The following is a 13,977-nucleotide window of genomic DNA, read 5'->3' on the forward strand; positions in this document are numbered from 1 at the left end:
CCGCGAGAGGTTTATGCCCGTGGAACCCAGGAGAAGGTCCGTCCGGACATTGTGCGTTCACTAGGACGGTGCTTGCGGGAGCGGGGTTCACTCAGCTCTCAGGAAATCCTCATCCAGGAAGTAACGATCTCGACATGGGTCTCACCAGCAGCAAAGTCCTTCTGCTCGCCGTAGTGATCGCGGTGCTGCTCTTCGCCGCCACGATCTGGCTCTGGCCGCGTCTTTCGGGACGTACCTGGCGCTCCGTGCTGGGCAGGATCGGCATGCTGCTGGCGACCCAGCTGGCGTTGTTCGCCGCGATCGGCCTCGCCGCGAACAAGTCGTTCCTCTTCTACGGCTCCTGGGCCGACCTCTTCGGCCAGGAGGACCAGATGGGCGTGGTCGTCGACCACGCGGGCGGCAACGGCGGCAACAAGCTGGCGCAGCTCATCGGCACGCAGGCGATGGACGTGCCCGGCGGCAACAAGCCGACCTCGGGCGGGCAGATACAGGAAGTACGGATCGAGGGCAGCCAGTCCAAGATCGTGAGCCCCGCGTTCGTCTACCTGCCGCCGGAGTACTTCCAGCCGGAGTACGCGAAGAAGACCTTTCCGGCGACGGTCGTGCTGACGGGTTACCCGGGCATCGCGATGAATCTCATCAAAGGGCTCCGGTATCCCCAGACCGCTCTGATGCAGGCGCGTGCGGGAAAGGCACAGCCGATGATCATGGTGTTGATGCGTCCGACGATCGCGCCGCCGCGTGACACCGAGTGTGTCGACATTCCGGGCGGGCCGCAGACCGAGACGTTCTTCGCCAAGGACCTGCCGCGCGCCGTCTCCTCCGCGTACCGGGTGGGGACGAAGCCCGAGAACTGGGGCTTCATGGGGAACTCCACCGGCGGCTACTGCGCCGTGAAGATCGCCATGGCGCACCCGGACAGGTTCGCCGCGGGCGCCGGGCTCTCCCCGTACTACAAGGCGGCGGACGACCCGACGACCGGTGACCTCTTCGGCGGCGACGAGAACCTCAAGAAGCGCGCCGACCTGCTGTGGGCGCTGGACAACCTGCCCGCGCCCAAGACCTCCCTGCTCCTCACCACCAGCTTGAAGGGCGAGGACAACAAGAAGCCGACGGCCGAGTTCATCAGGAAGGTGAAGCCGCCGACGCACGTCTCGTCGATCACGCTGAACAGCGGCGGTCACAACTTCAACACCTGGAAGCGGGAGATTCCGGCCGTCATCGAGTGGATGAGCAAGAAGCTCACCCCGTGACGACCGGGGCCGGGCCGTCCCCGTGAGGATCAGCCCACGGTCTCCACGTCCACCTCCGTACGGGAGACCTTGCGCCCGTCCGCGTCGATGGACCGGCGCAGGGCCTCGTGCAGACGGGCCGGAGTGAGTACGCCCAGGAACCGGCCCTCGCTCCGCTCGTCGATCACCGCGATCCACCCGGCGTCGTGCTGGAGCATCGTCGCGAACGCCTGCTTCAGCGACGCCCCCACGGGCAGCCACGCCTCCATCCGCCGGGCGTGCTCGCGCACCGTTCCGTCCTGCGTCGCGGTTCCGGCGGGGATCCAGCCGTGGAGGTTGTCCTGCGCGTCCAGTACGACGGCCCAGCGCGAGCCCTGTGCGGACAGGCGCTGTGAGGCGTCGCGCATCGGGTCGTCGAGGTGCACCACGGGAGGCTGCTCCAGGTCGCCTTCTTCTATGGGCGTCACCGAGAGCCGCTTGAGGCCGCGGTCCGCGCCGACGAAGTCCGCGACGTACGGGGTGGCGGGTGCGCCGAGCACCACGGCAGGAGCGTCGAACTGTTCGATGGTGCCCTGTCCGTAGACGGCGATGCGGTCGCCGAGGCGGACGGCCTCCTCGATGTCGTGCGTCACGAAGAGCACGGTCTTGCGGACCTGCGACTGGAGCTTCAGGAACTCGTTCTGGAGGCGCTCGCGGACCACCGGGTCGACCGCGCCGAAGGGTTCGTCCATGAGCAGCACGGGCGGGTCGGCGGCGAGTGCGCGGGCGACGCCGACGCGCTGGCGCTGGCCGCCGGAGAGCTGTTCCGGGTAGCGCGATCCGTAGACCGTGGGGTCGAGGCCGACCAGGTCGAGGAGTTCGGCGGCGCGCGCGCGTGCCGCGGACTTCTTCACGCCCAGCAGGTGCGGGACGGTGGCCGTGTTGTCGAGGACGGTCCTGTGCGGGAAGAGGCCGACCTGCTGGATGACGTACCCGATCCGGCGGCGGAGTTCGACGGGGTCGACCTCGGCTATGTCCTCGCCGTCCAGGAGTATCCGGCCCCCGGTGGGCTCGATGAGCCGGTTGACCATCTTCATGGTGGTGGTCTTGCCGCAGCCCGACGGGCCGACGAGCGTGACGAGTTCACCTGCGGCGACCTCGAAGGACAGGTCGTCGACGGCGGTCGTTCCGTCGGCGTAGCGCTTGGTGACGTGCTCGAACCGGATCATGGGTCCCCATTGTGGCGGCTGGTGGCGGGTGTTGTGTGAAGGGCGTGTTGCCGGGATGTGGCAGCCCGAACCGGGCCGAGTGCGTTGTCAGTGGTCGGCGATATGGTCCTTCCACGGGCATTGAACATACGTTCCACATGGGGGATCCGGCTCCGGCTCCAGCAGTGTGGAACGGCCGGATCGGGGGAGGTGGGAACGCGTGAGCGAGCAGAGTTGTCTGGTGACGAACGACTGGATCTGCGGGGAGTACCTGCGTTCCCGCAGTCAGGAGTTGACCGACGCGACGCTCCAGCACGTGGGCATCACGGTGGCGTCGGTGCTGATCGGGCTGGCCGTGGCGCTGCCGCTGGCCGTGCTCGCACGGCGGCACAAGCGGTTCGCGGGGCCGGTCCTCGGGCTCACCACGATCCTCTACACCGTGCCCTCGCTGGCGATGTTCTCGCTGCTGCTGCCCTTCTTCGGTCTGTCGTCGGCGCTGGTGATCACCGGTCTTGTGCTGTACTCGCTGACCATCCTCGTACGGAACATCCTGGCCGGGCTCGAAGCGGTGCCGGAGGAGGCCAGGGAAGCGGCGCGCGGGATGGGGTACGGGCCGTGGCGGATGCTGTGGGAGGTCGAACTGCCGCTCTCCCTGCCCGCGTTGATGGCGGGTGTGCGGATCGCGACGGTGTCGACGGTGGCGCTGACCACGGTCGGGTCCATCGTCGGGCGGGGCGGGCTCGGGAACCTGATCGAGGACGCGCTGCCCACGTTCTTCAAGGCGCAGGTGCTCGCCGCGTCCGTGCTGTGCGTACTGCTGGCGCTCGCCGCCGATCTGCTCCTCCTCGGTTTGCAGCGGTTGCTGACGCCCTGGACGCGAGCGCCCAAGGCGCGCCGGGAGCCGCGCGGCGAGCGCATACGCAAGACTTCTGCGGCTGTTGAGGCGGGCTGATCGCGATGGGTGTGCTCGGGGATGCCTGGACCTGGCTGGTCACGGGATCGAACTGGTCGGGTGACGGCGGGGTCTGGGCCCGGCTGACGGAACACCTGTACGTGAGCGGGGTCGCGCTGGGAGTGGCGTGCCTGCTGGCGCTGCCGCTGGCCTTCCTGCTCGGGCACCTCGGCAAGGGGGGCACGCTCGCGGTCAACATCTCCAACGCGGGTCGGGCCGTTCCCGTGTTCGCGGTGCTGGCGCTCTTCATGGTCTCGCCGCTGCGGTCCGCCGGATACGTGCCGACGATCATCGCGCTGGTGCTGTTCGCGGTGCCGCCCCTGCTGACCAACGCCTACGTGGGGGTGCGGGAGGTGGACCGGGCGGTCGTGGAGGCCGCGCGCGGCATGGGCATGTCGGGCACGCAGCTCTTCCTGCGGGTGGAACTGCCCCTCGCGTACCCCCTGGTGATGACCGGTCTGCGATCGGCCGCCGTCCAGGTGGTGGCCACCGCCTCGATCGCCGCGATGGTCGGCCAGGGCGGTCTCGGGCGGATCATCACCGCCGGGTTCAACACGTACGACACGGCGCAGGTCGTCGCGGGCGCCGTGCTGGTGGCGTTGCTCGCGCTGCTGGTGGAGGGGGCGTTGGTGCTGCTCGGGCGGGTCTGCTCACCGCTGCGGAAGACCGTGTGAGCGGCCCGCGTTCTGCTTCGTTGTTCTCTTTTCTGTTCTTGCGCTTCGCGCACCTCACGGATGGTGAATCCTCATGACCAAGACCTCACGCCTCGCGGGCGCGGTAGTCGGCCTGGTTGCCCTGACCGGTTCGCTCGCCGCGTGCGGCGGCGACAGCCTGGAGAAGGAGAAGCCGGGGGCCGGTGGCGCTTCCGCCGGTTCCGGGGCGGGTTCCGGCGGCGGCAAGAAGGGCTCGCTGGTGGTGGGCGCCGCCGCGTTCACCGAGTCCAAGGTGCTGGCGGAGCTGTACGCGCAGGTGCTGAAGGACGCCGGATACGACACCTCGGTGACCGTCGTCAAGAACCGTGAGCTGTACGAACCCTCGGTGGAGAAGGGCGAGATAGACGTCATCCCGGAATACGCGGCGACGCTCACGGAATTCCTCAACGCGAAGGTGAACGGCGCCAAGGAGGCCGAGAAGAAGCCGCTGGCCTCGCCCGATGTCGCCGCCACCGTCGCCGCACTGGAGAAGCTGGCCACTCCGCTCGGGCTGAAGGTCCTGCCCGCCGGAGAGGCCGTCGACCAGAACGCCTTCGCGGTGACCAAGGAATTCGCCGCGAAGAACAAGCTCACGACCCTTTCCGACCTGGGGAAGTCCAAGCTCAAGGTCAAGATCGCGGCGGGCGACGAATGCGAGATCCGGCCGTTCTGCGCGCCCGGTCTGAAGTCCACGTACGGCATCGACGTCGTCGGGATCGACCCCAAGGGCGTCGGCACCCCCCAGTCCAAGCAGGCCGTCAAGGACGGTGAGGACCAGCTCGTCCTCACCACCACGACCGACGCCACCATCGACAGCTTCGGCCTGGTCTTCCTCCAGGACGACAAGAAGCTCCAGAACGCCGACAACCTGCTGCCCGTGGTCAACGCCAAGGACGCCTCGGACCCGGCGATAGCCGAGGCCCTCGGCAAGCTCACCAAGGCACTGACCACCGCCGACCTCGGCGAACTCAACCGCAAGGTCGACATCGAGCGCGCCAAGGAAGCCGACGTCGCGAAGGCTTATCTGGAGTCGAAGGGGCTCGTCAAGAAGTAGTACGGAGAGGAAAAGGGAGGGGATGGCGGGGGAATGGGGTGCGCCCGGAGCTTCCCGGGCCCGTTCGGGGGCGCGGGGGAGGTTCTCCGCGTAACTGGCGCGAACAGATTTACGGGCGATACCCCATACGTGTCTCGGGCACGGTAAATTTCAAGCCATGCCACGTGGACGCCACCGCCATTCCCCACCCCTGCACAAACTGCTGCCGCCTTCCACGGTCGCGGGCGCCTCGCTCGTGATCGCGGGTGGGGCCTGGTTCGTGGCGGAACCCGTGGTGCTCCGGATACTGGTCGCCGCGGCAGCCGCGGCGGCCGTCACCGGGGCCGCGCTGATGCGCAGTTGGGACCGCACTGCCGGACGTACGGTCGCCGAGCTGAACCGCGCCCGCGAGGCCGACGTGTGGAAGACCGAGGAGCGGGTCGCCGATCTGGAGGGCGACCTGGAGGAGTCCCGCGCCCTGCGGATCCGCCTCGAAGGCAAGTTGCGCACCAAGCGCGTGGAGCTGGCCGGGCTGCGCAACGAGCACGCCGCGCTGCTGCGCCGGTACGCGACCGCCGAGACGGAGCGGGCGACCGCGCTGGAGCGGCGGCGGCTGCTGGAGCTGGAGGCGGCTGCCGCGCCCGCCGCTCCTTTCCCGCTGCCCAAGGAGCTGACGGCGGCGGCTTCCACGCCGACTCCGGCGGCGTACGCGCGGGCGGCCGCTGCGCTGGAGAAGCTGGCGGCCGGCGCGGGGCGGACCGGGCGTGAAGTGGAGGTGCGGGTTCCGGCGCAGGCTCCTGCTCGGGTCGAGGAGGCGCCGGTGGCTCCGGTGGCGCCGGTCGGTCACGTGGGTCCGGTGGGTCCGGTGGGTCCGGTGGGTCCGGTGGGTCCGGTGGCTCCGGCCGTGGAGCCGACCGGGGTGGAGGCGTTGGCTCCGGTTCCGGCCGTCGTGCAGCCTCCCGTGCTTCCCGTACCTCCCGTGCGGCTTCCCGTACGCGCCGCCGTGCGGGCTCCCGTACCGACGAGGGAACTGCGGGAGCACATGCGGCCGTCGGGCGCGCTCGCGCCGTACGCCCCGCAGAACCTGCCCGCGGTGCGCAAGCAGGGCGGCTTCGACTTCTTCGGTACGGGGAAGGGCGCGGGGGCGGCCGCTGGTGCCGGTGCCGGTGCCGGTGCCGGTGTCGAGGAGGAGCCCTCGGTGCGGTCCGAGCGGCCCGTGGACTCCGTACAGGACGCCGATCTGGCGGACGTCGTCGGGGACGAGGCGCTCGCGGAGCACCGTTCGGCGCGTGCGGTGAGCGGCGACGCGGTCGGCGAGGTCATCGACCTGACGGCGCATGACGAGACCGAGCAGCTGGACGTGGCGGGGCTCAGGAGCGTCGCGGGATCCTGAACCCCCTGCGCGGAGTGCGTTACTTGTCGATGTCGCCGACCACGAAGAAGAGCGAGCCGAGGATCGCGACCATGTCGGCGACCAGTGTTCCGGGGAGCAGTTCGGTCAGCGCCTGGATGTTGTTGAAGGACGCCGAGCGCAGCTTGAGGCGGTACGGGGTCTTCTCGCCCTTGGACACCAGGTAGTAGCCGTTGATGCCGAGCGGGTTCTCGGTCCACGCGTAGGTGTGGCCCTCGGGGGCCTTGAGGACCTTCGGCAGGCGCTGGTTGATGGGACCCGGCGGCAGGTCGGCGATGCGGGTCAGGCAGGCGTCGGCGAGGTCGAGCGCGTTGTGGGTCTGTTCGAGGAGGCACTCGAAGCGGGCCAGGCAGTCGCCCTCGGTGCGCGTGACGACCTTGAGGGTGTCCTGGAGCTCGCCGTACGCGAGGTACGGCTCGTCGCGGCGCAGGTCGAAGTCGACGCCGGAGGCACGGGCGATGGGGCCCGAGACGCCGTAGGCGTGGACGGCTTCGGGGGAGAGGACGCCGACGTTCCGGGTGCGGCCGCGGAAGATCTCGTTGCCGAGGACCAGGTCGTCGTAGATGTTCATGCGCGAGCGGACCGAGGCGACGGCGTCGCGGACCCGGCCGAGCCAGCCCGCGGGAAGGTCCTCCTTGAGGCCGCCGACGCGGTTGAACATGTAGTGCATACGGCCCCCGGAGATCTCCTCCATGACGTGCTGGAGTTCCTCGCGCTCGCGGAAGGCGTGGAAGACGGGGGTGATGCCGCCGAGTTCGAGAGGGTACGAGCCCAGGAACATCAGGTGGTTGAGGACGCGGTTCAGTTCGGCGAGGAGGGTGCGGGTCCACACCGCGCGCTCCGGGACCTCCATGCCGAGCATGCGCTCGACGGCCATGACGACGCCGAGCTCGTTGGAGAACGCGGAGAGCCAGTCGTGGCGGTTGGCCAGCATGACGATCTGGCGGTAGTCGCGGGCCTCGAAGAGCTTCTCCGCGCCGCGGTGCATGTAGCCGATGACGGGTTCGGCGTGCTGGATGCGTTCGCCGTCGAGGACGAGCTTGAGGCGCAGGACGCCGTGGGTGGAGGGGTGCTGGGGGCCGATGTTGAGCACCATGTCGGTGGACTCGGCGGCACCGCCGATGCCGACGGTGGTCGTCTGCGGGGGCGTCTGCTGCGGCGTCATGGGGGCCAGTATCTCCCGGGGGGCCCGGAAGAGGGGCCCTGCGGGCCGGGCCGCTTGATCTTGTTGAGCGGAGCCCGGGTTCGCCTGCGGCGGGCTGCCCCGACCCCGGCCCCGCACCTCAACCCTGACGGGGCTGGGGTGACGGAGGGGGGCTACGCCCCTCGCCCCCAGCACGGCTTCGCCGCGCGTCCTCAAACGCCGGACGCGCTGGAGGTGCGTGACGGGCTATATGTCCTCTGCATCAGCCACCCGAAGTCCCCCAGCCCGCCCCGCTGCACCAGTTCCGCCGCCTCCCCCGCCCCCGAAAGTGCCCGCACGTACGCCGTCGGGTCGCTCGATGCCAGCGTCAGCGGAGGGCGGGTCCCCGACACCCCGAGCCGCCCCAGCGCCTCCCGCTGCGTCAGCAGCTCCGTGTGTACGGCGAGACTCCGCGCCGCCTCCGCGCACGCGTCGAGGGCCACGTGCGCCGTCACGTCGCACGAACCGTCCGGCACCGCCCGTACCTCCCGCCCCCCGGCGAACCCGCTCAGCGTCCCGAAGGGCGGCCGGGAACCCAGCGCGTGCGCGTAGTCCACCGCCACCGCCAGGCCCGCGTCCAGCGTCCCCACCGCCGACGCCCACGCCTCGTCGCGCGGGCGGCCGATCTCCGCCCGGTGGCCGGGGTGCCCGGCCAGCGGCCACCACCGCTCCAGCCACCGCGCGTCCGCGCCCGAGACCGGCGGGCCCAGCCGCTGCGTGCCGTCGGATGTCCGTACCTCCACAAGGCGAGGTACGCCGTCCTCGTCCGCCTCCGCCACGTCCACCGGCACGTTGTCCAGCCACTCGTTCGCGAAGACCAGTCCGCTGACCCCCTTCGGAGGCTCGGCGCACCACTCGATGCGGTGGTCCAGAGCGGCCGGGCGCGGGGCCTTCTCGACACCGTACGCACGCACCCCGACCCCGGGCGGAAGCGCCGCCAGCACTCCCGTCAGGAGTTCGCCGCGGCCCGCGCCGATGTCGACGAGGTCGATCACGGGGAGGCGGGAGGGGCCGCCCAGGTCCTCGTACGTACGCATCAGGACGCGTGCGACGGCCCCGGCGAAGAGCGGGGACGCGTGCACCGACGTACGGAAATGGGCGGCCGGGCCCTCGGGGCGCAGATAGAAGCCGCCCGGTCCGTAGAGCGCGCGCTCCGTGGCCGCGCGCCAGCCCAGCCAGTCGCCCGCCGCGTCCGAAACGTTTGTATTGTCCCGCCTGCCAGGCGGAGTCGACCGGTCGTTCACAGCACCCAGTCTCCCCTGAGTCTCCACCTTGGGGAGTAGGGGGCGGACAGGTGGATCGCCCCTCCGGTTGACCCAATGGCCTCCGTGGTTTCCCTACGCTGGACATGTGCAGCGCCTCTACGACTTCATCCGCAGACACCCGACGAGCGTCGACAGCTTCTGGGCTGTGATTCTCCTCGGGATGTCCACGGCGTCCGCGGGCTACGCCTGGGACGGGAGCCTGCTCCCTGGCGTGGGCATCGTCAGCGTCCTGCTGCTGTGCCTGGTGGTCGCGCTGCGCCGCCGCTTCCCGGAGTGGATGCTGCTGCTCGCCGTCGTCACCGGACTCTCCCAGGTGGTGCTCGACGTCATGCCGCACACGGCGGACTTCGCGATGCTCGTGATCGTCTACACGGTGGCCGCCAACGGGGCCCGCTGGGCCTCCCGGCTGGCGCTCGGCGGCTCACTGCTCGCGGCGACCATCTCCCAGCTCCGCTGGCCGGTGGACAAGGCCGACGGGGCCGCCGCCCCGATCGCGTACGCGATCTTCCTGACCATTCCGTTCCTCCTCGCCTGGGTCCTCGGCGACTCCCTGCGCACCCGCCGCGCGTACTTCGCGCAGCTGGAGGAACGGGCGTCGAGGCTGGAGAGGGAGCGTGAGGCGCAGGCGAAGGTCGCCGTCGCCGCCGAGCGCGCCCGCATCGCCCGCGAGCTGCACGACGTCGTCGCGCACAACGTGTCCGTGATGATCGTCCAGGCGGACGGCGCCGCGTACGTCATGGACGGTTCGCCGGAGCAGGCGAAGCAGGCCCTGGAGACGATCTCCACCACCGGCCGGCAGGCGCTCGCCGAGATGCGGCGGCTGCTCGGCGTGCTGCGCAGCGGCGAGGCGCCGGAGAGCGGCGAGTACGTGCCGCAGCCCGACGTCCAGCAGATCGAGGACCTGATCGAGCAGGTGCGGATCGCCGGGCTCACCGTCGACTTCCGCGTCGAGGGCACCGCCCGCCCGCTGCCCAGCGGCGTCGAGCTCACCGCGTACCGCATCGTGCAGGAAGCCCTCACCAACACCCGCAAGCACGGCGGTCCCGACGTCGGCGCCAGCGTGCGGCTGGTCTACTTCGACGACGGCCTCGGGCTGCTCGTCGAGGACGACGGGCGCGGAGCCGCCCACGAGCTGTACGAGGACGGCGGCGCGGACGGTCAGGGCCACGGCCTGATCGGCATGCGCGAGCGGGTCGGTATGGTCGGCGGCACGCTGGACGCGGGTCCGCGCCCCGGCGGCGGCTTCCGGATCAGCGCGCTGCTGCCGCTCAAGCCCGCCCACTGACACCCCCCATGGAGAGCCCCTTATGCCGCCGATTCGCGTGATGCTCGTCGACGACCAGATGCTGCTGCGCACCGGATTCCGCATGGTGCTGGCCGCCCAGCCGGACATGGAGGTCGTCGCCGAGGCGGGCGACGGACAGGAGGCGCTGGACGTCCTGCGCACCACGGCCGTGGACGTCGTCCTGATGGACGTACGCATGCCGAGGCTGGACGGAGTGGAGGCGACCCGGCGGATCTGCGCGCAGGACGACGCGCCGCGGGTGCTCATCCTGACCACCTTCGACCTGGACGAGTACGCCTTCTCCGGGCTCCAGGCGGGGGCCAGCGGCTTCATGCTCAAGGACGTGCCCCCGGCCGAACTGCTGGCCGCGATCCGCTCGGTGCACAGCGGCGACGCGGTCGTCGCGCCGTCCACCACCCGGCGGCTGCTCGACCGCTTCTCGCCGATGCTGCCGAGCACCGGCAAGGAGCCGCAGCACAAGGAGATCGAGAAGCTCACCGACCGCGAGCGCGAAGTGATGCTGCTCGTCGCGCAGGGGCTGTCGAACGGCGAGATCGCCGCCCGCCTCGTCCTCTCCGAGGCCACCGTGAAGACGCACGTGGGCCGCATCCTGACCAAGCTCGGGCTGCGCGACCGCGTGCAGGTGGTCGTGCTCGCGTACGAGACCGGGCTGGTGCGGGCCGGGGGATCGCCGGGCGGCGCGTAGTCCGGGGCTCCGGAGCCCGGGTTCGCGGGCCCCTGGGGTCCGGGTTCGCGGGCCTTCGGGCCTCCTGGGTGCGGGGATTTCGAGGCCGGGCGGATCGTCTACCGCAGCACCCCCTCCAGGAAGTCGCTGCCGAGCCGGGCCACCACCGTCATGTCCAGCTGGTGCAGTACGTACCGGCCGCGCCTCTGTGCCGTGATCAGCCCGGCCTTCTTCAAGACGGTGAGGTGGCGGGACACCTCGGGGGCGGTGATGTCCAGCGCGTCAGCCAGCTCCAGCGTCGTGTACGGAGTCCTGCCCAGGAAGCGGCACAGCCGCATCCGCAGCGGGTGCGACAGGGCTTCCATCCGGCGCTGCAATAGCTCCAGCGAGGCGGGCGCGTTCAGCTCGGGGGTGCCCACCGGGTAGTGGATCACCGGGCGCCAGCCCGGGGCGTGCAGCACCATCAGGTGCGGCCAGCCGAAAGTGGAGGGCATGAGGGTCAGCCCGGCGCCGTCCTCCGGATTGGTGGCGGTGGTGTGCCCCTCGGCCAGCTTGTCGACCCGGATGCGGTGCGTGGCCTCGTCCAGCGCGACGGCGGGGGACACCGCCTCCAGGGCCGCCGCCAGGCCGCGGCGGCGCAGCAGGTCGGTTTTCTGGCGGGCGTCGGCGGCCAACTGGACCCGTACCCGGTGCCAGGTGTCCGCGAAGAACGCGTCCTCGCAGTCCTCGAAGAGCCGCCGCATCCACAGCCGGACGGCACCGGGGTCCTTCAGCAGCCGGTCGGTGAACTCCAGTGGCTTGGGGCCGCGCGCCGCCGCCAGGTCGAGGGCGCGGGACTGGAGTTCGGCGTTCACCAGGGGCGAGGGGCCGCCCGCCGCGTACGTGGCGGAGCAGGTGAACTCCAGGGCCACCGACACGAACGCCTCGTCGTCCAGCAGGTCCAGCAGGTCCAGTTCCTCGGCGAGCGTGGTGCCCGGCACCCGCGCCCGCCCCTTGACCCCCGCGAACGGCATGAAGACGTCCGAGAACGTCGTCCGCCACAGGAAGTCCGCCTCGGTCAGCCGGTCCGCGAGGTCCGGCTTCAGCCCGGCGGCGGTCGCCGTCGCCCAGCCGTGGTGCCCCGGATGGTGGCCGGGCTCGGACAGGGCGTGCAGGGCCATGCCGAGCTCCGCCAGGGGGGAGATCGCGAAGTCGATCCGCTCGGGCGGAAGTCCGGTGATGTCGATGGACACGCTCATGGCCCCATGGTGCACGCCACCACTGACAATCAACCCGCCGATTGACGGCCCCCGTCAATCGACGGCGGTCCGATTGGCTGACCTCGTCAATCGGTTGGCGGGGACGGCAGCGCCGGGTGCAGCGTGCAGCACATGAACGCATCCCAGCAGCACCTCTTCGACGCCTACCGCGCCGCCCAGCACGGCACCCCGACCCCGCCCGCTCCCGGTCGGCACGACTGGGAGACGGTCCGCGAACTCCGCGACACCGTCCGGGACGACCTCCGCTTCCGCGCGGTGGTCGCCGAACGCCCCGCCGGTGCCTACCTCAGGGCCGCCTTCGCCCGGCTCGCGGACCGCTTCCGTACGAGCCGCTTCCGTATGGACCGCTTCCGTACGGACCGCTCCGGTGCGAGGCGGGCCGTACAGGGAGCGCGCCCGGCCCGTCCCCGTACGGCGGACTGCAACTAGGCGATGCGGCCGACGAATGCGGCCAGCGCCGAGCGCACGTCCCGCGCGGTCCACTCCAGCCCCTGCGCCGCCACCGTCACCTCGGTCACCGAAATCCCCGGAGGTCCCTCCGGACACGGGAACCACCGGTGGAACAGGGCCACCCCGGTCTCCTCCGCCTGCCGTACCGCCGCGTCCGTCGTGACGTCCGCGGCGTACGGCAGCCACACCTGGAACTGATGCGTGTGCGGGACCTCCGGATTCACCCGGAACCACGGCACCCCCGCCTCCCGCAGACCCTCCCCGAGCGCCTCCGCCACCACCTTGGCGTGCGCCACGTACTCCGGCAGCCGGGGCAGTTCGCGCGCCAGGCCGAGCAGGGCGCTCAGCGCCGCCGGGTACTGGTGGAAGAGGTCGCCGCCGTACCGGTGCCGCCAGGTCCGCGCCTCCTCGATCAGCGTCGCGGGGCCCGCGAGCGCCGCCCCGGACATTCCCCCCAGCGACTTGTAGAACGACACGTACACGGTGTCCGCGAGCGCGGCGATCTCCTCCAGAGGACGCCCGAAGTGCTCGGTGCACTCCCACAGCCGCGCCCCGTCGAAGTGGACGACCGCGTCCCGCTCCCGGGCCGCCTCCACGACCTCCTCCAGCTCCTCCCACGACGGCAGGACGAACCCCGCCTCCCGGAGCGGCAGTTCGAGCATCAGGGTGCCGAAGGGCTCCTCGAAGTCGCGCACCTCCTCGGCGGTCGGCAGCCGGGGCTCGCCCGTGGGGTGCACGGTGCGCAATCCGCTCACCTCGGAGAGGGCGTTGCGTTCGTGCTGCTCCGGGTGCGCGCGGGGGTGCAGCGCGACCGTGCTGTTGCCGGTGCGCCCCGCCCAGCACCGGAGGGCGACCTGCTGCGCCATGGTGCCGGTGGGGAAGAACGCGGCGGCCTCCTTACCGAGGGCGCGGGCGGTGCGCCGCTCCAGCTCCCCGACGACGCCGTCGCCGTACAGGTCGACGTACGCGTCGAGGTCGTACACCGCACCCGCGTCCGCCGCGAGCGCGGCCAAGCTGTCACCGATCCGGTGCTCGACGGGGACCCGCGCCAGCACCTTCTTCGCACCACGCCAGGCGTCACGCCTGCGCTGGTCGGGGGAGGGGCTGGGGCTGGGGCCGGGGCCGGGGTCGGTACTGGGGGCGAGGCTCGGCGTGGGGCTGCCGGAACCACTGCTGTCGTCGCTCATCCGGCGATGATGGCCCACCCACGCCTGGACGGCACCGGGGTTTCGCGCCCCCGAAAGGCCCGGATCTCCGCCCCCGGTAACCGCCCGAACCCCTGGCGTAGCATGACGACCAGTCGTCCGGTACCCCCTGCGGACTGGAACGGAAGGCCGTTTCGA

13 protein-coding genes are annotated in these 13,977 nt (G+C 71.0%); 8 read left to right on the forward strand and 5 right to left on the reverse strand.

The window, feature by feature from the left end:
* Window positions 1-134 precede the first annotated feature (134 nt).
* The gene (locus OG897_RS39130; RefSeq protein ID WP_266664927.1) at window positions 135-1,253 is read left to right on the forward strand and encodes an esterase family protein; all 1,119 of its coding nucleotides are present in this window, start codon (window positions 135-137) and stop codon (window positions 1,251-1,253) included.
* Window positions 1,254-1,282: 29 nt separating this feature from the next.
* Here OG897_RS39130 and OG897_RS39135 read toward each other — a convergent pair whose 3' ends face one another.
* The gene (locus tag OG897_RS39135) at window positions 1,283-2,440 is read right to left on the reverse strand and encodes an ABC transporter ATP-binding protein (protein ID WP_266664929.1); all 1,158 of its coding nucleotides are present in this window, start codon (window positions 2,438-2,440) and stop codon (window positions 1,283-1,285) included.
* Window positions 2,441-2,639: 199 nt separating this feature from the next.
* Here OG897_RS39135 and OG897_RS39140 point away from each other — a divergent pair, with 199 nt between their 5' ends.
* The 4 genes from OG897_RS39140 to OG897_RS39155 all read left to right on the forward strand — a co-directional run bounded on the left by OG897_RS39140 (window position 2,640) and on the right by OG897_RS39155 (window position 6,489).
* Window positions 2,640-3,371, forward strand: a complete 732-nt coding sequence (locus tag OG897_RS39140; RefSeq protein WP_266664931.1) for an ABC transporter permease — start codon at window positions 2,640-2,642, stop codon at window positions 3,369-3,371.
* A 5-nt stretch (window positions 3,372-3,376) separates the two neighbouring features.
* Entirely contained in the window at window positions 3,377-4,045 is a 669-nt protein-coding gene (locus OG897_RS39145) for an ABC transporter permease (protein WP_266664933.1), read from the forward strand.
* Between the two features lie 73 nt (window positions 4,046-4,118).
* Entirely contained in the window at window positions 4,119-5,117 is a 999-nt protein-coding gene (locus OG897_RS39150) for an ABC transporter substrate-binding protein (protein ID WP_266664935.1), read from the forward strand.
* Between the two features lie 157 nt (window positions 5,118-5,274).
* Window positions 5,275-6,489 (forward strand): hypothetical protein, encoded by a 1,215-nt coding sequence (locus OG897_RS39155; protein ID WP_266664937.1) that lies wholly within the window; start codon window positions 5,275-5,277, stop codon window positions 6,487-6,489.
* A 19-nt stretch (window positions 6,490-6,508) separates the two neighbouring features.
* On the opposite strand, the gene OG897_RS39160 is transcribed toward OG897_RS39155, so the two are convergent.
* Together OG897_RS39160 and OG897_RS39165 are read right to left on the reverse strand one after the other, a co-directional pair.
* On the reverse strand, window positions 6,509-7,672 hold the full coding sequence (locus OG897_RS39160; RefSeq protein WP_266664939.1) for an NADH-quinone oxidoreductase subunit D: 1,164 nt from the start codon (window positions 7,670-7,672) through the stop codon (window positions 6,509-6,511).
* Between the two features lie 191 nt (window positions 7,673-7,863).
* On the reverse strand, window positions 7,864-8,865 hold the full coding sequence (locus tag OG897_RS39165; RefSeq protein ID WP_266665058.1) for an SAM-dependent methyltransferase: 1,002 nt from the start codon (window positions 8,863-8,865) through the stop codon (window positions 7,864-7,866).
* A 175-nt stretch (window positions 8,866-9,040) separates the two neighbouring features.
* On the opposite strand from OG897_RS39165, the gene OG897_RS39170 reads away from it, so the two are divergent.
* Both OG897_RS39170 and OG897_RS39175 read left to right on the forward strand, forming a co-directional pair.
* Window positions 9,041-10,240: a sensor histidine kinase gene (locus tag OG897_RS39170; protein WP_266664941.1), complete on the forward strand. Its 1,200-nt coding sequence runs from the start codon at window positions 9,041-9,043 to the stop codon at window positions 10,238-10,240.
* Between the two features lie 22 nt (window positions 10,241-10,262).
* Window positions 10,263-10,946 carry a response regulator transcription factor gene (locus OG897_RS39175; RefSeq protein WP_266664943.1) on the forward strand — a complete coding sequence of 228 codons (684 nt, stop codon included), beginning with the start codon at window positions 10,263-10,265 and terminating at the stop codon, window positions 10,944-10,946.
* Window positions 10,947-11,044: 98 nt separating this feature from the next.
* Here the strand turns inward: OG897_RS39175 and OG897_RS39180 are convergent, their stop codons facing one another.
* On the reverse strand, window positions 11,045-12,157 hold the full coding sequence (locus tag OG897_RS39180) for a DUF5937 family protein (RefSeq protein ID WP_266665060.1): 1,113 nt from the start codon (window positions 12,155-12,157) through the stop codon (window positions 11,045-11,047).
* 138 nt (window positions 12,158-12,295) lie between these two features.
* Here OG897_RS39180 and OG897_RS39185 point away from each other — a divergent pair, with 138 nt between their 5' ends.
* Window positions 12,296-12,613, forward strand: a complete 318-nt coding sequence (locus OG897_RS39185) for a hypothetical protein (protein WP_266664945.1) — start codon at window positions 12,296-12,298, stop codon at window positions 12,611-12,613.
* Here the strand turns inward: OG897_RS39185 and OG897_RS39190 are convergent.
* Window positions 12,610-13,821, reverse strand: coding sequence for a low specificity L-threonine aldolase (locus tag OG897_RS39190; RefSeq protein ID WP_266664947.1), 1,212 nt, complete (start codon window positions 13,819-13,821; stop codon window positions 12,610-12,612). The two genes, OG897_RS39185 and OG897_RS39190, sit on opposite strands and share 4 nt — an antisense overlap.
* Window positions 13,822-13,977: the final 156 nt, after the last annotated feature.

Source organism: Streptomyces sp. NBC_00237, assembly GCF_026342435.1.
Lineage (GTDB): Bacteria > Actinomycetota > Actinomycetes > Streptomycetales > Streptomycetaceae > Streptomyces.

Coding starts and splice junctions, on each gene's coding strand:
- OG897_RS39175 (WP_266664943.1), top strand. CDS start 10,263: ATGCCGCCGATTCGCGTGATGCTCGTCGACGACCAGATGCTGCTGCGC.
- OG897_RS39150 (WP_266664935.1), top strand. CDS start 4,119: ATGACCAAGACCTCACGCCTCGCGGGCGCGGTAGTCGGCCTGGTTGCC.
- OG897_RS39130 (WP_266664927.1), top strand. CDS start 135: ATGGGTCTCACCAGCAGCAAAGTCCTTCTGCTCGCCGTAGTGATCGCG.
- OG897_RS39145 (WP_266664933.1), top strand. CDS start 3,377: ATGGGTGTGCTCGGGGATGCCTGGACCTGGCTGGTCACGGGATCGAAC.
- OG897_RS39190 (WP_266664947.1), bottom strand. CDS start 13,821: ATGAGCGACGACAGCAGTGGTTCCGGCAGCCCCACGCCGAGCCTCGCC.
- OG897_RS39160 (WP_266664939.1), bottom strand. CDS start 7,672: ATGACGCCGCAGCAGACGCCCCCGCAGACGACCACCGTCGGCATCGGC.
- OG897_RS39135 (WP_266664929.1), bottom strand. CDS start 2,440: ATGATCCGGTTCGAGCACGTCACCAAGCGCTACGCCGACGGAACGACC.
- OG897_RS39155 (WP_266664937.1), top strand. CDS start 5,275: ATGCCACGTGGACGCCACCGCCATTCCCCACCCCTGCACAAACTGCTG.
- OG897_RS39185 (WP_266664945.1), top strand. CDS start 12,296: ATGAACGCATCCCAGCAGCACCTCTTCGACGCCTACCGCGCCGCCCAG.